The sequence below is a fragment of the Anaeromyxobacter terrae genome, from assembly GCF_022690685.1.
Classification (GTDB): domain Bacteria; phylum Myxococcota; class Myxococcia; order Myxococcales; family Anaeromyxobacteraceae; genus Anaeromyxobacter; species Anaeromyxobacter terrae.
This window is the reverse complement of record NZ_JALCYY010000028.1, coordinates 59,414-76,680: the sequence shown is the minus strand read 5'-3', so window position 1 is coordinate 76,680 and position 17,267 is coordinate 59,414. Positions and strand designations below refer to the sequence as shown.

Here is a 17,267-nt window from a genome sequence, read left to right as displayed (position 1 = left end):
CGGTCGAGCCGCCCGCCGCCGCCGCGGCGCCGCCCCCTCCCGCCACCGCGCCGCCTCCGCGCGCGCGCACCGCGCGGCGCGTGCAGGTGAACGTCGAGATCGCCGGGGCCTGCCCGGTGCCGGCGGTGCGCGCCTTCCTCGTCGTGAAGAAGCTCGGCGCGCTCGGCCAGGTCTCCGAGGCGCGGCCCTCCGTCGAGGAGCTGCGCGCCGGCCGCATCCCGGGCAAGCGGCTCGAGGTCCTCCTCGACACCGCCGAGACGCTCCAGGCGGTGGAGCGCGCGCTCGCGCAGATCTCCGACATCGCCGCCGTCGCGCTCCGCGAGGCGGACGTGGAGCGCGCCCCGGCGCCGCCCCCGGCGCCCGCGCGCGAGGCGGCGCCCGGCGAAGCGAGCCGCACCGTCCGCGTCCGCACCGAGATCCTCGACGGCTTCCTCGACGCGGTGGGCGAGCTCATCCTCGCGACGGCGCGCATCCGCGAGATCGGCCGGGCGCTCCCCGAGGGAGCCCGCCCCGCGCTCGACGAGGGCGTGGACCGTCTCCACGCGATCGTGAAGGACCTGCACGACAAGGTGATGACGGTGCGGATGACGCCGCTCGCGCTCGTCACCGAGCGGCTCCCGCGCGCGGCGCGCGACGTCGCGCGCAAGCTCGGCAAGAGCGTCGAGGTGGAGGTCCGCGGCGCCGAGATCGAGCTCGACCGCGCCATCCTGGAGGAGCTCTCGGACCCGGTGCTGCACGTGCTGCGCAACGCCGTCGACCACGGCATCGAGCTCCCGCACCTCCGGCTCCTCGCCGGCAAGCCCGCGACCGGCGCGCTCTCCGTCACCGCGCGCCGCGAGCGCGACCGCGTGATCCTCGAGATCGCCGACGACGGGCGCGGCATGGACCCCGAGAAGCTCCGCGCCGCCGCCGTGGCGCGCGGCGCGCTCGGCGCGGAGGAGGCGGCGGAGCTCCCCGAGCGCGAGGCGCTCCTGCTCGCCTGCCTGCCCGGGGTCTCGACCGCCGAGACCGTCACCGACGTCTCCGGCCGCGGCGTCGGCCTCGACGCGGTGAAGCGCACCGTCGAGGGGGTGGGCGGCGCGCTCGAGCTCGACTCCGTCCCCGGCAAGGGCGCGCGCGTCACCTTCCGCCTGCCGCTCACCGTGGCCGTGCAGCCGGTGCTGCTCGTGCGCGTCGGCGAGGAGGTGCTCGGCGTCCCCATCGCCAAGGTCCACGGCGCGGCGCAGGTGGCGCTCTCCCGGCTGGAGCGGAGCCAGGGGACGCCGATGCTCCAGCACGAGGGCGTGCTCGTCCCCGTGTACGACCTCGCCCGCCTGCTCGGCTTCCCGGGCGCTCCCTTCGACGAGCGCGCGGTGGTGGTGGCCGACGGCGGCGACGGCGGGCGCGTCGGCCTGGCGGTGGACGCGCTCCTCGGCCAGCACGAGGCGGTGCTGAAGCCCCTCGGCGAGCCGCTCGAGCTCGTGCCCGGCCTCTCCGCGGTGACGGTGCTCGGCACCGGTCGGCCGGTGTTCATCCTCGACGTACAGAGGCTCCTCGCGCCGTGACCCCCTTCGGCTCGCGAGACCTCGACGCGCTCCAGGAGCTCGCCACCATCGGCTGCGGGCAGGCGATCACCGCGCTCGGCAAGCTCGCCGGCCGGCGCATCGAGATGGACGTGCCCGAGGCGTGGGTCGGCGCGGAGGCGGGCGCGATCGCCGTGTTCCTGGGCGGGCTCGGCCAGGACCTCGTCGCGGTCGGCGTGAAGCTCGAGGGGCCGCTCGAGGGCGACCTGCTCCTCGCCCTGCCCGAGGCCGACGCGGAGCGGCTCGCCGCGCTGCTCGGCTTCCCGCCCGGCGCCGGCGGCGGCTGGGGCGGCATGGCCGAGAGCGCCCTCATGGAGTCGGGCAACATCGTGGGAAGCGCCTTCGTGTCCGCCATCGGGACCCTCGTCGGCGAGAAGCTGCTCCTGTCGGTGCCCACCTTCGCGCGCGGGAGCGGTCGCGCCTGCGTGGAGCGGCTCGTCGCCCACGCCGGCTCCATCGCGCTCGCCACCCGCTTCACCCTCGCCGCCGAGGGCGACCGCGGGGCCCTCGAGGGGCTCATCCTCGTCATGCCCGAGCCGGAACGGATCGCGAGGCTCCTCTCGCACCTCGATCTGCGCTAGACACCCCGGCATGGACGAACGCACGCTGCGCCGGCTCCTCGACGGCGTCCGATCGGGCGGCACCACCGTGGAGGACGCGGTCGCGCGCATGAAGCACGCTCCGTTCGAACGGCTCGGCGACGTCGCGACGATCGACACCCACCGCGCGCTGCGCGTGGGCATGCCGGAGGTGGTGCTCGCCGAGGCGAAGACCGCCGCCCAGGTGGCCGCGATCGCGAAGAAGCTCGCGGCGAGCGGACCGCTCCTCGTGACGCGGCTCACGCCGGAGAAGGCCCCGCCGGTGAAGCGCGCGGTGAAGGGGGCGAAGTACGACCCGGTCTCCCGCACCCTGCGCAAGGGGCGGATGGACGTCCCGGCGCGCGGGCCGGTGGCCGTCTGCTGCGCCGGGACGAGCGACATCCCCGTCTGCGAGGAGGCGGCGGTGACGCTCGACGTGATGGGGGTCGAGGTGATCCGCGTCTACGACGTGGGCGTCGCCGGCCTGCACCGGCTCCTCGCCCGCCGCCCGGAGCTCGAGCGGGCCCGCGCCGTGATCGTGGCGGCCGGCATGGAGGGCGCGCTCCCCTCGGTGGTGGGCGGGCTCGTCGGGCGGCCCGTCATCGGCGTGCCCACCTCGGTCGGCTACGGCGCCTCGCTCGGCGGGATGGCGCCGCTCCTCACCATGCTCAACTCCTGCGCCCCCAACGTCACGGTCGTGAACATCGACAACGGCTTCGGCGCCGCGTTCGTGGCGGGGCTCATCGCGCGCGAGTAGGAGCTTCGCCATGGAGCCATTGCTCGTCCTCGAACCCATCGGCGGCATCGCCGGCGACATGTTCCTCGCGGCGGCGCTCGACCTCGGCGTCGACCGCGCGCGTCTCGAGGACGCGCTCCGCTCGCTCGGCGTCCCCGGCTGGCGGCTCGAGGTGGAGCGCCGCAGCGCCTCGGCGATCCTCGGCACGCACGTGGACGTGGTGGTCGAGGGGCAGGAGCCGCCCGCGCGCTCGCTCTCCGAGATCCTCCGGATCCTCGACGCGAGCGCCCTCGCGCCACGCGTGAAGGCCGCGGCGCGCGGGCTCTTCGAGCGCATCGGCCGAGCCGAGGCCAAGGTCCACGGCGTGCCGGTCGAGCAGGTGCACTTCCACGAGGTGGGCGCGGTCGACTCGATCGTGGACCTGTGCGGCGCCGCGGTGGTGCTCGATCTGCTCGGCTGGCCGCGCGTCGTGTCCGCGCCGCCCGAGCTCGGCCGCGGCATCGCGCGGACCGCGCATGGGCCGGTGCCCATCCCGCCGCCGGCGGTGCTGGAGCTCCTCGCCGGCACGCCGGTGCGGCCCGGGGGGCCCCCCGGCGAGGCGGTCACGCCCACCGGCGCCGCCCTCCTCGCCGAGTTCGCCCGGGTCGGGCCCCTGCCGCCGTTCGTGCCGCGCCGGATCGGCTACGGCGTCGGGACGGTCACCTGGCCGGACCGGCCGAACGTGCTGCGCATGACGCTCGCCGACGCGGTCCCGCTGTCCCCCGGGGCGAGCCCCGCCGCCGGCACGGCCGCAGAGCCCGGGGCGGGCGCGGGAGCGCTGTGGGTGCTCGAGGCGAACCTCGACGACTGCCCCGGCCAGCTCCTCGCGCGCGCGATCGAGGCCGCGCTCGAGGCGGGCGCCCTCGACGCGTGGGCCGCGCCGCTCACCATGAAGAAGGGCCGGCCGGGGGTGCTCGTGGGCGCGCTCTGCGAGGAGCCGCGCCGGGCGGCGGTCACCCAGGCCCTCTTCGCGGAGACCACCACGCTCGGCGTCCGCCGCCACGCGGTCGAGCGGGACGCCCTCGAGCGCACCGTCGAGGAGGTCGAGACGCCCTACGGGGTGGTGCGAATCAAGGTGGCGTGGCAGGCCGGCCGCGAGGTGGGCGCTCACCCCGAGTACGACGACTGCCTCGCCCGCGCGCGCGAGCGAGGCGTCGCCGTGCGCGAGGTGATGTCCGCCGCCATCGCCGCACATCGCCCGGCGCGGTGACCGCCGCCGCCGCCCCGCCCCCCCCCCCCGCGGCGAGTGCGGGCCGCGTGCTAGAGTCGCCGCGGGGGAAGCGCGTGGCACGCAAGGAGAAGGCACGGCCGCGGAAGAGCTCCGCCGGCGCGAAGCCGCGGGCGCCGAAGCCTGCGCGGCGCGCCGCGAGCGCTCCGCCCATCGACGAGGCCGTGCTGCGCGAGGTGTTCCGCACCGCGCCGGTGCCGGCGGTGGTCCTCGAGGGCGGCGTGGTGATGTTCGCGAACGAGGCGTTCGCGCGAGCGCTCGGGCAGGACGCGGACGCGCTCCGCGGCGCGGCGCTCGGCGCGCTCCTCCCCCCCGCCGAGGGCGAGGTCCCCACGCCGCTGCCCGGGGCGGTGCGCAGCTATCGCACCAGCGTCGCCGGCGTGCGTGCCCGCGTCGACGTCTCCGCCGCGCTCACGCCCGCGAGGAGCGGCGCGCTCCTCGGCTCGGCCGCGCTCGCCCTGGCGCTCCCCGACGAGGACACCGCCGCCCCGCGCGCGCTCCTCGCCCTCTCGCGCGAGCTCGCCGAGGCGCGCAGCGAGGACCAGATCACCGCCGCGGTGGCGCGTGCGCTCGAGCTCCTGTTCCCCGCCCGCTCCTTCTGCGTGCGGCTCGTCGATCCGAAGACCTTCGCGCTCACCACCCTCTACGCCCGCGGCCGGCTCCGGCCGCTCGCGCGCGGCCGGCTCGCGCTCAAGGGGATCGCCGTCGATCGCACCGGCCTCTCGCGCGCGGCGCTCGAGCAGGGCGGCGTGCAGATCGTCGAGCGCGACGAGCCGCTCTTCGCGGGCTGTGACGAGGCCAGCGCGGTCCCGCTCGCCGTCGCCGGCCAGCTCTTCGGCATCGTGAACCTCGAGTACGCGCGCGGCGGCCCGGGGGATCCCCTCTCGGACGCGTCGCTGCTCTACCAGGTGGCGAACCACGCCGCCCTCGGAGTCCGGAACCTGCGCTCCGTCGAGGAGCTCACCTACCTCAAGACCTACCTCGAGGACCTCATCGAGCACGCGAACGCGCTCATCTTCGTGGCGAGCCGGGCGCGCGAGGTGATCGTCTGGAACGCCGCGCTCGTGCGGCTCACCGGGGTCGGCCGCGACGAGGCGCTCGGCGGCGACCTCCTCGCGCGCATCCCGCCGGAGGAGCACGCCGCGGCGGAGGCGGTGCTCGCGCGCGGCCTCGCGGGCGAGTCGGTGGACGGCTTCGAGACGCGGCTCCTCGCCGCCGGGCGCGAGGCGCGGATCGCGGTGAACACCGCCCCCATCTTCGGCGCGGCGGGCGACGTCGAGGGCGTCATCGCCATCGGCCACGACCTCACGCGCGTGCAATCGCTCGAGGCCGCGGCGGAGCACGCCGAGCGGCTCGCGGGCATCGGCCGGCTCGTCGCGGGCGTCGTCCACGAGCTCAACAACCCGCTCACCGCGGTGAACATGTACTCGGACGTGCTCGTGGAGAAGCTGCAGAACGCCGGGCACGACCCCGCCGACGTGGAGAAGCTCCGCGCCATCCGCGAGGGCGGCCAGCGCATCCAGCGGCTCGCGCGCGACCTCGTCACCTACGCGAAGCCGTCGGGCGCGCGCGCCGAGCCGGTGGATCTCGCCTCGGTGCTCGACGAGGCGGCGCGGCTCGCGAAGCCGGCGCTCAAGGAGATGAGCGCGGTGCTCGAGCAGCGGCTCCTCCCGGTGCCCCCGGTCGAGGGGAACCGCCCGAGCCTCGTGCACGTCTTCGTGAACCTCGTGCGGAACGCCGCGCAGGCGGTCGGCGAGGGCGGCCGCGTGGCGCTCGCGCTCGAGCAGGACGGCGACACCGTGAAGGTCGCCGTGCAGGACGACGGCCCGGGCATGCCGCCCGAGGTCGCGGCCCGCGCGTTCGAGCCGTTCTTCACGACGCGCCCGGGCGTGGGCATCGGGCTCGGGCTCCCCATCGTGCAGGGCATCCTCGAGCGCCACGGCGGCAAGATCGCGCTCGACACCGCCGAGGGGCGGGGCACCACGGTGACCGTGACCCTGCCCGTCCGCGCTCCCGGCGGCGGGCGCTGACGGCGTCCGTGGCGCGGGGGCGCAGCCCCCGTTCTAGACACTCACGCTCAGGACCGCGTAGCCCTTGAACGCGGGCAGCACCGTCGAGAGCGAGTAGCCGGACGGGTTCATGGGGATGCGCACGTCGGTGCCGTCGGCGGAGACGAAGCGCGCGCGGCGTGCCTCTCCCGCGACGTGCAGGCCGAGGAACAGCGTCGCGCCCTGGGCGCGATCGGGGCCGAGGGTGACGAGGTGCGCGTGCACCGCGCCCTGCGTCCGGTCGAGGACGACGAGCATCGGCTGTCGCGAGGCGACGGAGGCCGCCCGCCGCCCCTTGCCGAGGAGCGCCGCCAGCGCGCGCTCGAGCAGCGCCGGATCCGGCGGCGCAGCGCTGCCCTTCTCCGGCGCGAGCGGCGCGAGGGCGGCGAAGGTCCCCTTCCCGACGCGCACGCCGCCGGGCTTGCCGCCCGGCAGGAACGTGGCGCCCGGCCGGCCGACCTCGTCGGCGCCGGCGGGCTCGCCGAACGCGAGCACCCCGCCGCCCGCCTCGAGCCGGCGCCGGATCTCCTTCGCCTCGAGCGGCGTCACGCCCACCGCGTCGGCGAGCACGACGACCGCCTCGGGCGGCGCGTGGGAGAGGTGGAGCACCACCGGCGCCTGCACGTGAAGCTGCGCGAGCGCCTCCGCCGCGCGCTCGACCGCGGCGCGGTGCCGGCCGCCGGTCCACAGGTCCGCCTCGGCGGAGTAGAGGATCGCGCACTCGGCGACGGGAGCTGTCACGAGCGGCGAGCGTCCGGCGCTGGCGAGCTGGCGGGCGAGCCGCCGCACGGCCGCGACCTCCGTGCCGGGCGCGGCGGCCGGCTCCACGCCGGAGAGGTCGATGCCGCAGCTCGCCGCGACGGCGGCGAGGCGCGCGTGCGCATGCGCGCCGCTGGCGGCGGGGGCGGGCCCAGGGGCGACCGCGGCGAGGCGCCGGCCCATCGCGGCGCGCAGGAGGCGGAACAGGCCGATGCCGGTGGCGCCGGGGGCGAGGCTCGCGGGGAAGATCGCCGCGTCCGCGTGGCGCGCGGCACGGAGCTGGGCCGGGCCGACCGCCTCGAACTGGACCACCACCTCGAACGCGCGCGGTGCGGCGCGGGCCGCGTCACGCGCGCTGCGCGCGTAATCGGCGACCGCACGCTCGAGCGCCTCGTTGCGCGTGCGCCAGAAGTCTCGCCCGAACGGGAGGAGCTCGAACGAGAGCGCGCCGGAGGCCTGCGCCACCGCCTCGCGCGCGAGGGAGAGGTAGTCGATCGGCTGGAAGTGGTCGCCGTACTCGCGCACGAGGTGGCGCGTGAAGGCGCGCTGGCAGTCGGTGCAGAAGCCTGCGCCGAGGAGGCCGAGCGTGAGCGGCGCGTCGGGGCGGTCGAGGCACACGCCCGCGAAGCCGGCCGCGAGCGCGGCCCGCACCGCCTCGCCGACGCGGGCGCGCTGGCGCTCGGACGACAGGCAGGCGCGCGGCGTCCCGCCCATGCCCGCGACCGTTCCGTCCGCCGCGCGGCACGCCTCGGACATCGTCGCGGCGCGGCCCGCGGGCACGTCGGCGAGCGCGCGGTTCACGAGGGCCGCGGGCAACGGCTCCGCGGGCGTGGCGACGAGCGGCTGCGCGTCGAGCGCGGCGGCGGCGCGGGCAGCCTCTTCCGGCAGCGCGCCGGGCGCGAGGCGGTAGGGAGCGAAGGTGGTCTCGTTCGGCATGTCCGACGACCGCCCGGACGGAGCGGGGCGCGCGACGGCCGCTCACCGGCCGGGCGCTCCGGCGCGCGGAGGCGGAGAGCCTACGACGCCGGTCGCCTCGCGGGCAATTGCCGGGCGAGCGAGTCGGATGCACCGTCTCGCCCGGACGTGCGCGACACGGCCGCGCGGGGCGGCGGGCGCGTCGCGTGTAGGTCGAAGGGTGTGCGCAGCGCGCGCACGCCGTCGAATTGACGCCTCTGAAAACCCCGTGATAGGGGATCGAGCACTCGGGCGAGCGCGCGGCAATCCGGTGGGAAATCGCGCCGTCCACGGTCCGGAGGACCCTTCCAGATGGGCGACATGTTCGGAACGCTGGCGAAGCACTACCACGACGGTGGCTGGATGATGCACCCCATCCTCGTGTCGCTGTTCTTCGTGGTGGGGCTCGTCATCGACCGCATCATCGCCCTGTATTTCAGGGCGAACGTCGACAAGGACGCGTTCCTGCGCGGCCTCAAGAAGCACATCTACGCGGGCGACCTCGACAAGGCGATCAGCTTCACCGCCTCGCAGAAGAAGACGCCGCTCACGAGCGTCATCAAGGCCGGGCTCATCAACGTGCCGAAGGGCGATCAGGACGTGCAGGCCGCCATGGACGAGGCGACGCTGCGCGAGTCGCCCAAGATCGAGGCCCGCACCGGCTACCTCGCCATGATCGGCAACGTGGCCACGCTGCTCGGCCTCCTCGGCACCATCGTCGGCCTCATCGGCGCGTTCGGCGCCGTCGCGAACGCGAACCCGGCCGACAAGGCGGCGATCCTCGCCGACTCCATCTCCGAGGCCATGAACTGCACCGCGTTCGGCCTCCTCACCGCCATCCCGGCGCTCGTCGCCTTCTCGGTGCTGCAGGGCCGCACGCAGCACATGATCGACGAGATCAACGAGACCTCGGTCGCCGTGCTGAACCTCATCGTCGCGAACAAGGACAAGATGAAGATGCCCGCGACGGTGTCGACGGGTGATGACGACTAGGACGGATCCCGGCGCTCTCCCGCTCGCCCTTCGGGGCGAGCGGCCCGGAGCGCCCGGGTGACCGCCGTGGTGAGCCCACGAGCGGCAGCGGATCCGAGTTCACGCGAGAGGAGGTAGCCGATGGGCGGCGGCGCGATGCCCGAGCAGGGCGGCGGCGGTGGCAAGCGGCGGAAGAAGGCGCTCGACGCGACGATCAACGTCGTCCCGGCGATCGACCTCCTCTCCTGCTGCATCACCTTCCTCCTCTACACCGCGGTCTGGACGCAGATCTCGCGGCTCCAGGTGCAGCAGCTCGGCACCGGGGCGCCGGAGGTCGAGCAGACCGAGGCGCAGAAGCAGCTCCTCGTGACCCTCGCGATGGGCGAGCGCGGCTTCAACCTCTCGACCTCGGCCGGCACCTCCGTCGACATCCCGAACCTCGGTCGCGGCCAGGACGGCCTCGTCCGCTTCGACCTCAAGGGCCTCGTCGAGCGGCTCAAGGCGCTGAAGAGCGATCATCCGGACGCCGCCGCGGTCACCCTCTCCGCCGAGGACACCGTGCCCTACGGCGACCTCGTGCAGGTCATCGACACGTGCGTCGGCGCGGGGCTCGTCTCCGTGGCCGTCACCGGGGTCTAGAGCCGCCATGCCCATCGTCACCCCAGGCAAGCGCCCCGCGAAGCGGTTCGAGGCCTCGAAGATCCTCGGCGGCAAGATGGGCCGCGCCCACAAGGCGACCAACGCGGAGCTGAACGTCGTCCCGATGGTCGACATGATGACGATGCTCGTCATCTTCCTCCTGCAGCAGTTCAGCGCCACCGGCGAAGTGATGTACATGCAGAAGGACATCAAGCTCCCGGACGCGCAGCACGGGCAGATGATCGAGATCGCGCCGGTGGTGGCGGTGAGCGCCGACCAGGTGGTCGTGACCGGCGTGAAGGTCGCGGACATCCGCGAGCTCGACTCGGACTCGGGCTACCTCAACATCCCCGCGCTCGAGGAGCGGCTGCGCGACGAGAAGAAGCGCTGGGAGTTCATCCACCAGCAGGATCCCGACAAGAAGTGGGACGGCGTGGTGAACATCCAGGCCGACAAGGCCGTGCCCTTCCGCATCGTGAAGCGCGTGATGTACTCGTGCGGCGTCGCCGGCTACTTCAACGTGAACTTCGCCGCGCTCGACCTGGGCAGCCTCGGCGCCGCCCCGAGCGGCGCCCCCACGCCGGGCATCTAGCCCGGCGTCCTGCCGGCCGCGGGCTCGGCCCGCACGCGCCTCGGAGCGGCCTCGCTCCCGCGCCACGCTGCGCGCCCGGCCGCTGATCCGGGCGCCGCTCGCGCCTCCGCGCGAGGTCGCGCACCGCCTCGAAAGCCCGAGCATCCCCGAACGCTTGCCAAAAAGCGCAGCGGGCCGGTACTATCCGGCTTCCGCCGCGGCGTTCCGTCGCGCAACCAACGGATATTCCAAGAAATATCCGAAGATTCGGATTCCCGGACCATGAACATCTCCCACCTGCTTTCACGCCTCGCCGTCGCCGCAGCGCCGCACCACGGCGGGGGCGAGGCGAACCTCGTCCTGCCGGACCTCGGCTCCGAGACCTTCCTCGGCGGAGTGACGGGGCACTCGCTCCTCCTCGTCGGCCTCCTCGTCTGCGCGCTCGGCCTCGTCTTCGGCCTCGTCGTCGCTCGGCAGCTCAAGGCCCTGCCCGTGCACCGCTCGATGCGGGAGATCTCCGAGCTCATCTACGAGACCGCGAAGACCTACCTCGGCACGCAGGGCAAGTTCATCGCGGTCCTCTGGGCCTTCATCGCGGTGATCATGGTCGCGTACTTCGGCTTCCTCACCACCGGCCCCGAGGGGCAGCAGGGGATGGGGATGGGCCGGGTGGCGATCATCCTGCTGTTCTCGCTCGTCGGCATCATCGGCTCGACCGGCGTCGCCTGGTTCGGCATCCGCGTGAACACCTACGCGAACAGCCGCTCCGCGTTCGCCTCGCTCGCCGGCAAGCCCTTCCCGACCTACGCCATCCCGCTCAAGGCCGGCATGTCGATCGGCACGATGCTCATCAGCGTCGAGCTGCTCATCATGCTGTTCATCCTCCTCTTCATCCCGGGCGACCTCGCCGGCCCCTGCTTCATCGGCTTCGCGATCGGCGAGTCGCTCGGCGCGTCCGCGCTCCGCATCGCCGGCGGCATCTTCACGAAGATCGCCGACATCGGCTCGGACCTGATGAAGATCGTCTTCAAGATCAAGGAGGACGACGCGCGCAACCCCGGCGTCATCGCCGACTGCACCGGCGACAACGCGGGCGACTCGGTCGGCCCCTCCGCGGACGGCTTCGAGACCTACGGCGTGACGGGCGTCGCGCTCATCACCTTCATCCTGCTCGCCATCTCGAACCCGGCCGTGCAGGTGAAGCTGCTCGTCTGGATCTTCGCGATGCGCATCATGATGGTCATCGCGTCGGTCGTGTCCTACTGGATCAACGAGGCCGTCGCGAAGGGCCGCTACGCCGGCGCCTCGGTCATGAACTTCGAGGCGCCGCTCACCGCGCTCGTCTGGCTCACCTCGGTCGTCTCGGTGGTCCTCACCTACGTCGTCTCGTACCTGCTCATCGCCGACCTCGGCGACGGCACGATGTGGTGGAAGCTCTCGACCATCATCACGTGCGGCACGCTCGCCGGCGCGATCATCCCCGAGATCGTGAAGGTCTTCACCTCCACCTCCTCCGGCCACGTGAAGGAGGTCGTCACCGCCTCCCGCGAGGGCGGCGCGTCCCTGAACGTCCTCGCCGGCCTCACGGCGGGTAACTTCTCCGCCTTCTGGATGGGGCTCGTCATCACCGCCCTCATGGCGGCCGGCTGGGGCGTCTCCACGCTCGGCCTGTCGGACCTCATGATGGCCCCGGCGGTGTTCGCCTTCGGCCTCATCGCCTTCGGCTTCCTCGGCATGGGTCCGGTGACCATCGCGGTCGACTCCTACGGCCCGGTCACCGACAACGCCCAGTCCGTCTACGAGCTCTCCCTCATCGAGAACGTCCCGAACGTCCACGCCGAGGTGAAGAAGGAGTTCGGGTTCGAGCCCAACTTCGACAAGGCGAAGCACTTCCTCGAGGAGAACGACGGCGCCGGAAACACCTTCAAGGCGACCGCGAAGCCGGTGCTCATCGGCACCGCCGTCGTCGGCGCGACGACGATGATCTTCTCGATCATCGTGGCGCTCACGAGCGGCCTCACCGCCAACCTCGAGAAGCTCTCCATCCTGAACCCGCTCTTCCTGCTCGGGCTCATCATGGGCGGCGCGGTGATCTACTGGTTCACCGGCGCGTCGACGCAGGCCGTCTCCACCGGTGCCTACCGCGCGGTCGAGTTCATCAAGGCCAACATCAAGCTCGAGGGCGTCGAGAAGGCCTCCGTCGAGGACTCGAAGAAGGTCGTCGAGATCTGCACGGTCTACGCGCAGAAGGGCATGTTCAACATCTTCCTCGTCGTGTTCTTCGCGACGCTGGCCTTCTCGTTCGTCGACGAGTTCTTCTTCATCGGCTACCTCATCTCGATCGCGATCTTCGGCCTGTTCCAGGCGATCTTCATGGCGAACGCCGGCGGCGCCTGGGACAACGCGAAGAAGGTCGTCGAGGTGGAGCTCAAGGCGAAGGGCACCGCGCTGCACGACGCGACCGTGGTCGGCGACACCGTCGGCGACCCCTTCAAGGACACCTCGTCCGTGGCGATGAACCCGATCATCAAGTTCACGACGCTCTTCGGCCTCCTCGCCGTCGAGCTCGCGATCAAGATGGAGCTCGGGACGCGCATCTCCCTCGCGGCCGTCTTCCTCGCCGTCGCGCTGTTCTTCGTCTACCGCTCGTTCTACGGGATGCGCATCCAGGTGGGCATGAAGGCGGCGGGCGAGGCCTCCGCGAGCCCGGCGGCGCACTAGCCATGTGCGCGGAGCGCATCGCTCCGCAGGGCAAGTGGGCGGCGCTCGCGAGCGCGTGCGCCGCCCTCAAGGTGTTTCCCCTCCACGGCGTGGCCGTCCTCCCCGGGACGCCCACGCCGTTTCACATCTTCGAGCCGCGCTACAAGGCGCTCGTGAAGGACGCGCTCGCCGGGGATCGCGTGGTCGCGATCCCCGCGCTCTACACCAAGGCGGACGCGCAGCGGCTTCGCCCGCGCCTGAAGCCCATCTGCGGAGCCGGCATCATCGAGGCGGAGCAGGAGTATCCGGACGGCCGCTACGACATCCTCGTGCGCGGCCTCGCCCGCGTGCGGCTCGTCGAGGAGGTCATGACCGAGAAGCCGTACCGCGAGTTCAAGGCGGAGATCCTCGAGGAGGTCTGGCCCGCGGGCGGCGCGACCGCGCTCGGCTCGGAGCTCGAGGCGCTCCGCCAGCTCGTCTACGAGCTCTCGACCCGCCTGCCGTCCGAGTCCGGCGCCCCGCAGCTCGCCGAGGCGGTCGCCCAGATGAGCGACCCCTCCGCGATCGTGGACCTCGTCGGCGCCGCGGTGGTCTCCGATCCGGAGTCTCGGCAGAAGGTGCTCGAGGAGCTCGCGGTGGCGCGCCGGCTCGAGTACGTGCTCGAGGAGGTCGCCGGGGTCGTGCTGGTGCTCTCGAAGGGGAAGAACCCGCGGGTCTAGCGCAGCCGCGGCGCGGGCGGCGCCGTCACGCGCGCTCCGCCGCGTTCCGCCCCACCCCGTAGTACGTGAACCCGGCGGCCCGCGCCTTCGCGGCGTCCCACACGTTCCGGCCGTCGAGGAGCACGGGCTGGCGCAGCGTGGCCTTGAGGCGCGCGAGATCGGGCTGTCGGAACTCGTTCCACTCGGTGACGAGCATGAGCGCGTCGGCGCCCTCCGCGGCCGCGTACGGCTCGTCGGCGAGCACGACGCCGCGCCCGTCGAAGAGCCGCCCCGCCACCTCGGCCGCCACCGGATCGTGCGCGCGGACCCTGGCGCCCGCGCCGAGCAGCCCCTCGACCACGGAGATCGCCGGCGCCTCGCGCATGTCGTCGGTCTTGGGCTTGAAGGCGAGCCCCCACACCGCGATGGTCCTGCCGGCGAGCGAGCCGAAGTGCTTCGTGGCCTTCTCGACGAGCCAGCGCTTCTGGCGCTCGTTCACGCGCTCCACCGAGCGGAGCAGGTCGAAGTCGAGGCCGACGTGGCGGGCCATGGTCATGACGGCGCGCACGTCCTTCGGGAAGCAGGAGCCGCCGAAGCCCACCCCGGGGAAGAGGAACGGGTGGCCGATGCGGCGGTCGGAGCCGATGCCGCGGCGCACCTGGTCCACGTCGGCGCCGAGCCGCTCGCAGAGGGCGGCCATCTCGTTCATGAACGAGATGCGCGTCGCGAGCATCGCGTTCGCCGCGTACTTGGTGAGCTCTGCGGAGCGCAGGTCCATGAAGAGCACGGGCTGCTCGGCGCGGACGAACGGCGCGTACAGCTCGGCCATCACCGCGCGCCCGCGCTCGGAGGCCACGCCCACGACCACGCGGTCGGGGCGCATGAAGTCCTCGATGGCGGCCCCCTCCTTGAGGAACTCGGGGTTCGAGACCACGTCGAACGGGTGCTTCGCGACGCGGCCGAGGGCCTCGGCGACCCTCTCCGCGCTCCCCACCGGGACGGTGCTCTTGTCCACCACCACGCACGAGCCCGTGAGGTGGCGGCCGATCTCCTCGGCGGCCGCGAGGACGTACTGGAGGTCCGCCTCGCCGTTCTCGCCGGGCGGCGTGCCCACCGCGATGAACGCGACCTCCGCGCCCCCGATCGCCTCGGGGTACGAGGTCGTGAAGGAGAGCCGCCGCTCCTTCACGTTGCGGCGGACGAGCTCCTCGAGTCCGGGCTCGTAGATGGGGATCCCGCCGGCGCGCAGGGTCTCGATCTTGCGCGCGTCCACGTCGAGGCAGACGACGGTGTGGCCGGTCTCCGCGAAGCAGGTGCCGGTGACGAGGCCGACGTAGCCCGTCCCGACGACGGCGATGCGCATGCGTGTCCCCCAGGCAAAAAGCGGCCGCAGGGTAACACGCGGCGCCCCCTCTCAACGAGCGGCTGTGCGAGCGTGCGCCAGCGCCTCTTCTTCGGGCCGAGGCGGTGCGCGGCGCAGCGCGCGCGCCGCGGCCGCGGCCAGGACGGCGGCCGCGAGGGACAGCGCGAGCACGTTCGAATAGTTGCCCACGAGCACGTGCTTCTGCGTCTCGACGAGCCCGTCGGCGAGGGAGACCGGGTACTGGAGGGCGCCGAAGACTGCGAGGAGGCCCGCCGCCCGCGCGGCGCCGGAGCCGCGGACGCGCGCGGGCGCGAGGTGGAGCGAGGCCGCCGCGAGGAGCGAGAGGGCGAGGACGGCGCGCCCGAGCCGGCGGAAGACGCCGGTCCAGAAGCGGAACGGGGGCAGCTCCGCGAAGCACGCGCGGCCGGGCGCACGCTTCGACAGGTAGGCGAGCTCGACGTCGGCGCCCTTCGCGACGGCGCGGCCGAGGAGCGCGGCGGCGGCGCGCGGGTGCGTGGCGAGGATCGCGGCCGCCGCGGCGAGCGAGCCGGGCGCGCGCTCCAGGCACGCGGGCCCCTCGGGGCGGACGAAGGCCCGCACCCCGACGCACTCGCGGACGGCGGGCGCGCCGCGCACGCGCACCTCCGCGAGCTCCGCGCCGGAGAGCGGCAGGAGCGCGCCGTAGTAGAGCGCCTGGTACGCGTTGACGCGGGTCGTGGCGCGGTTCACGAGCGGCGGCACGAGCGCGATGGCCTGGGCGAGGACGACGGCGGCGACCGCGGCGGCGCGGCCCGCGGTCGTGGTCACGCGGAGCGCGCTCCACAGGAACGGCGCGGCGAGGAGCGGAAGGTAGAAGAAGGCGGGCTTCGCCGCGCCCACGAGCGCGGCCACGGCGAGGCCGGCGAGCGCGGCGCGGCGCGACCGCGCAGCGGCCGCGCGCCAGGTGAAGAGCGCGAGGAGCGGCAGGAACACGATCGCGACCTGGTCCTCGAAGGCGCTGTTCAGGAACGCGGCGAAGCTCGTCTCGAGCGCGGCGAGCCCGAGCAGCAGGGCGAGGACCACGGCGGCGGCGGGCGCCTCGGCCGCGGCGGTCGCGACGAGCGCGACGACTCCGGCGACGAGCACCGCGCGGAGCGGCAGGGAGCCGACGACGAAGGAGTACTCGCCGTCGCCCGTGACGAGCCGGTCGAGGCCGACCTGCGCCGCGAGGATCGGCTTGTAGGACGAGGCGGTCATGCCCGCGTGGAGGCGCGGCGCGCCCGCGGCGAGCTCCCAGCGATCGTGCCACTCGCCCAGGATGCGGCGCGCGCGCTCCGGGGTGTCGTAGGGCGGCCAGTTCGTCGCGAACCCGGCCGGCTTCTCGAGGAGGAAGTAGGTCGAGCGATCGAAGTCGCCGTTGTCCGCGAGCCCGGTGCCGAGGTGGAGGAGCGAGAGGCCCGCGAGGACGGCCGCGAAGGCCCCCACCGCGACGGGTCTCGTGCTCCCGGCGGTCACGGCGCGACGACGAGCCTCGCGGCCGAGTCCGCGCCGCGCAGGTGGCGCAGGCGGGCCGGATCCTTCGCCGCCTCGACCACCCGCTCCACCGCGAGCCGCTCGGCGAGCCCGAGCGAAGGCCGCACGCGCGCCGCCGCCTCGGCGACCTCCGGGTAGAAGTGCGCCACGAGCAGGCTCGCGCCGAAGAGCGCGCGCGAGAGGCGGAGCGCCTCGGCGCGCGCGTGGAGGTAGGCGACGTCGAGCTCGAGGCGGAGCAGCTCGCGCACGTCGACGAAGGTGATGAGCGGCGCGAAGAGGCCCATGGCCGCCTGCTCCACGACCGTCGCGAGGAGCGCATCCTCGGCCGACGGCCGCGCGGCCCCCGGACCGAACGCGCGGTACGGCCGGCTGCGCTCGAAGAGCGGCCCCTCCGCCGGGCCGCCGGACCAGAGGGCGTCCTGCACGGCGAGGGTGATCCGCTCGTCGGCGAGCACCGCCGTCCGGCCGTCGTGCTCCGTGCGCTCCACCCTGAGCGCGGTCACCGCCGCCACGAGCCGCTCGCGGTCCGCGGGCCGCATCGCGACGCGCACCTCGCCCACCGGCCGGAACGCCATGTGCGGGTAGAGCCAGTCCACGTAGGCGGCCGCGTCGAGCAGCACCACCGGCAGCTCCGGCACCTCGCGCAGCGCGTTGCGGAGGGAGACGAGCTTCAGGACGTTGTCGTTCACGACCCCCTGGTAGTTGCCGAGCAGGCGCTCGCGGAAGCCGTCCGGCAGCCCCGCCCCGAGCCGCGTCGTCTCGAGCTGGTAAGAGGCGAGCGGCGCGAGGCCGTGCGCCTCGAGGACGTCGCCGAGGAGCGAGAGATCCGCGTCGGGCAAGGTCCGCGGGGGCGTGAAGTCGGTGAGCGCGCGCAGGGCGTCGAGCAGGGCCACGGCCGCCATCTAACC

General features: G+C 73.9%; 14 protein-coding genes. 10 read left to right on the top strand and 4 right to left on the bottom strand.

From position 1 onward, the window contains the following. The 5 genes from MNY62_RS14050 to MNY62_RS14030 all read left to right on the top strand — a co-directional run. Positions 1 to 1,544 (top strand): chemotaxis protein CheA (locus MNY62_RS14050; protein ID WP_242344806.1); only part of this gene is annotated, 1,544 nt, incomplete at its 5' end. Beyond that, positions 1,541 to 2,143, top strand: coding sequence for a chemotaxis protein CheC (locus tag MNY62_RS14045; protein ID WP_242344805.1), 603 nt, complete (start codon positions 1,541 to 1,543; stop codon positions 2,141 to 2,143). The genes MNY62_RS14050 and MNY62_RS14045, both read left to right, overlap by 4 nt. A gap of 10 nt (positions 2,144 to 2,153) precedes the next feature. Then, the gene (gene larB, locus MNY62_RS14040; RefSeq protein ID WP_242344804.1) at positions 2,154 to 2,897 is read left to right on the top strand and encodes a nickel pincer cofactor biosynthesis protein LarB; all 744 of its coding nucleotides are present in this window, start codon (positions 2,154 to 2,156) and stop codon (positions 2,895 to 2,897) included. A gap of 10 nt (positions 2,898 to 2,907) precedes the next feature. Then, a complete protein-coding gene (larC, locus tag MNY62_RS14035) occupies positions 2,908 to 4,125 on the top strand; it encodes a nickel pincer cofactor biosynthesis protein LarC (protein ID WP_242344803.1) in 1,218 nt (405 codons plus the stop codon). A 74-nt stretch (positions 4,126 to 4,199) separates the two neighbouring features. Beyond that, positions 4,200 to 6,173, top strand: coding sequence for an ATP-binding protein (locus MNY62_RS14030; RefSeq protein ID WP_242344802.1), 1,974 nt, complete (start codon positions 4,200 to 4,202; stop codon positions 6,171 to 6,173). Positions 6,174 to 6,206: 33 nt separating this feature from the next. Here the strand turns inward: MNY62_RS14030 and MNY62_RS14025 are convergent, their stop codons facing one another. Continuing rightward, on the bottom strand, positions 6,207 to 7,886 hold the full coding sequence (locus MNY62_RS14025; protein ID WP_242344801.1) for a hypothetical protein: 1,680 nt from the start codon (positions 7,884 to 7,886) through the stop codon (positions 6,207 to 6,209). A gap of 330 nt (positions 7,887 to 8,216) precedes the next feature. Here MNY62_RS14025 and MNY62_RS14020 point away from each other — a divergent pair, with 330 nt between their 5' ends. From MNY62_RS14020 to MNY62_RS14000, 5 genes are all read left to right on the top strand, one after another. After that, a complete protein-coding gene (locus tag MNY62_RS14020) occupies positions 8,217 to 8,897 on the top strand; it encodes a MotA/TolQ/ExbB proton channel family protein (protein ID WP_242344800.1) in 681 nt (226 codons plus the stop codon). A 120-nt stretch (positions 8,898 to 9,017) separates the two neighbouring features. Beyond that, positions 9,018 to 9,515 carry an ExbD/TolR family protein gene (locus MNY62_RS14015; protein WP_242344799.1) on the top strand — a complete coding sequence of 166 codons (498 nt, stop codon included), beginning with the start codon at positions 9,018 to 9,020 and terminating at the stop codon, positions 9,513 to 9,515. A gap of 7 nt (positions 9,516 to 9,522) precedes the next feature. Next, entirely contained in the window at positions 9,523 to 10,107 is a 585-nt protein-coding gene (locus MNY62_RS14010) for an ExbD/TolR family protein (protein ID WP_242344798.1), read from the top strand. A gap of 261 nt (positions 10,108 to 10,368) precedes the next feature. Continuing rightward, a complete protein-coding gene (locus MNY62_RS14005; RefSeq protein WP_242344797.1) occupies positions 10,369 to 12,807 on the top strand; it encodes a sodium-translocating pyrophosphatase in 2,439 nt (812 codons plus the stop codon). A gap of 2 nt (positions 12,808 to 12,809) precedes the next feature. Further along, positions 12,810 to 13,505, top strand: a complete 696-nt coding sequence (locus tag MNY62_RS14000) for an LON peptidase substrate-binding domain-containing protein (protein WP_242344796.1) — start codon at positions 12,810 to 12,812, stop codon at positions 13,503 to 13,505. A gap of 25 nt (positions 13,506 to 13,530) precedes the next feature. Here MNY62_RS14000 and MNY62_RS13995 read toward each other — a convergent pair whose 3' ends face one another. Genes MNY62_RS13995 through MNY62_RS13985 form a run of 3 tightly spaced genes read right to left on the bottom strand, consistent with a single transcriptional unit; the run spans position 13,531 to position 17,261 of the window. After that, positions 13,531 to 14,847, bottom strand: coding sequence for a UDP-glucose dehydrogenase family protein (locus MNY62_RS13995; RefSeq protein WP_242344795.1), 1,317 nt, complete (start codon positions 14,845 to 14,847; stop codon positions 13,531 to 13,533). A gap of 51 nt (positions 14,848 to 14,898) precedes the next feature. Continuing rightward, entirely contained in the window at positions 14,899 to 16,341 is a 1,443-nt protein-coding gene (locus MNY62_RS13990) for a hypothetical protein (RefSeq protein WP_242344794.1), read from the bottom strand. After that, positions 16,338 to 17,261: a nucleotidyltransferase family protein gene (locus MNY62_RS13985; RefSeq protein WP_242344793.1), complete on the bottom strand. Its 924-nt coding sequence runs from the start codon at positions 17,259 to 17,261 to the stop codon at positions 16,338 to 16,340. Before MNY62_RS13985 ends, MNY62_RS13990 begins: the two co-directional genes overlap by 4 nt. Positions 17,262 to 17,267: the final 6 nt, after the last annotated feature.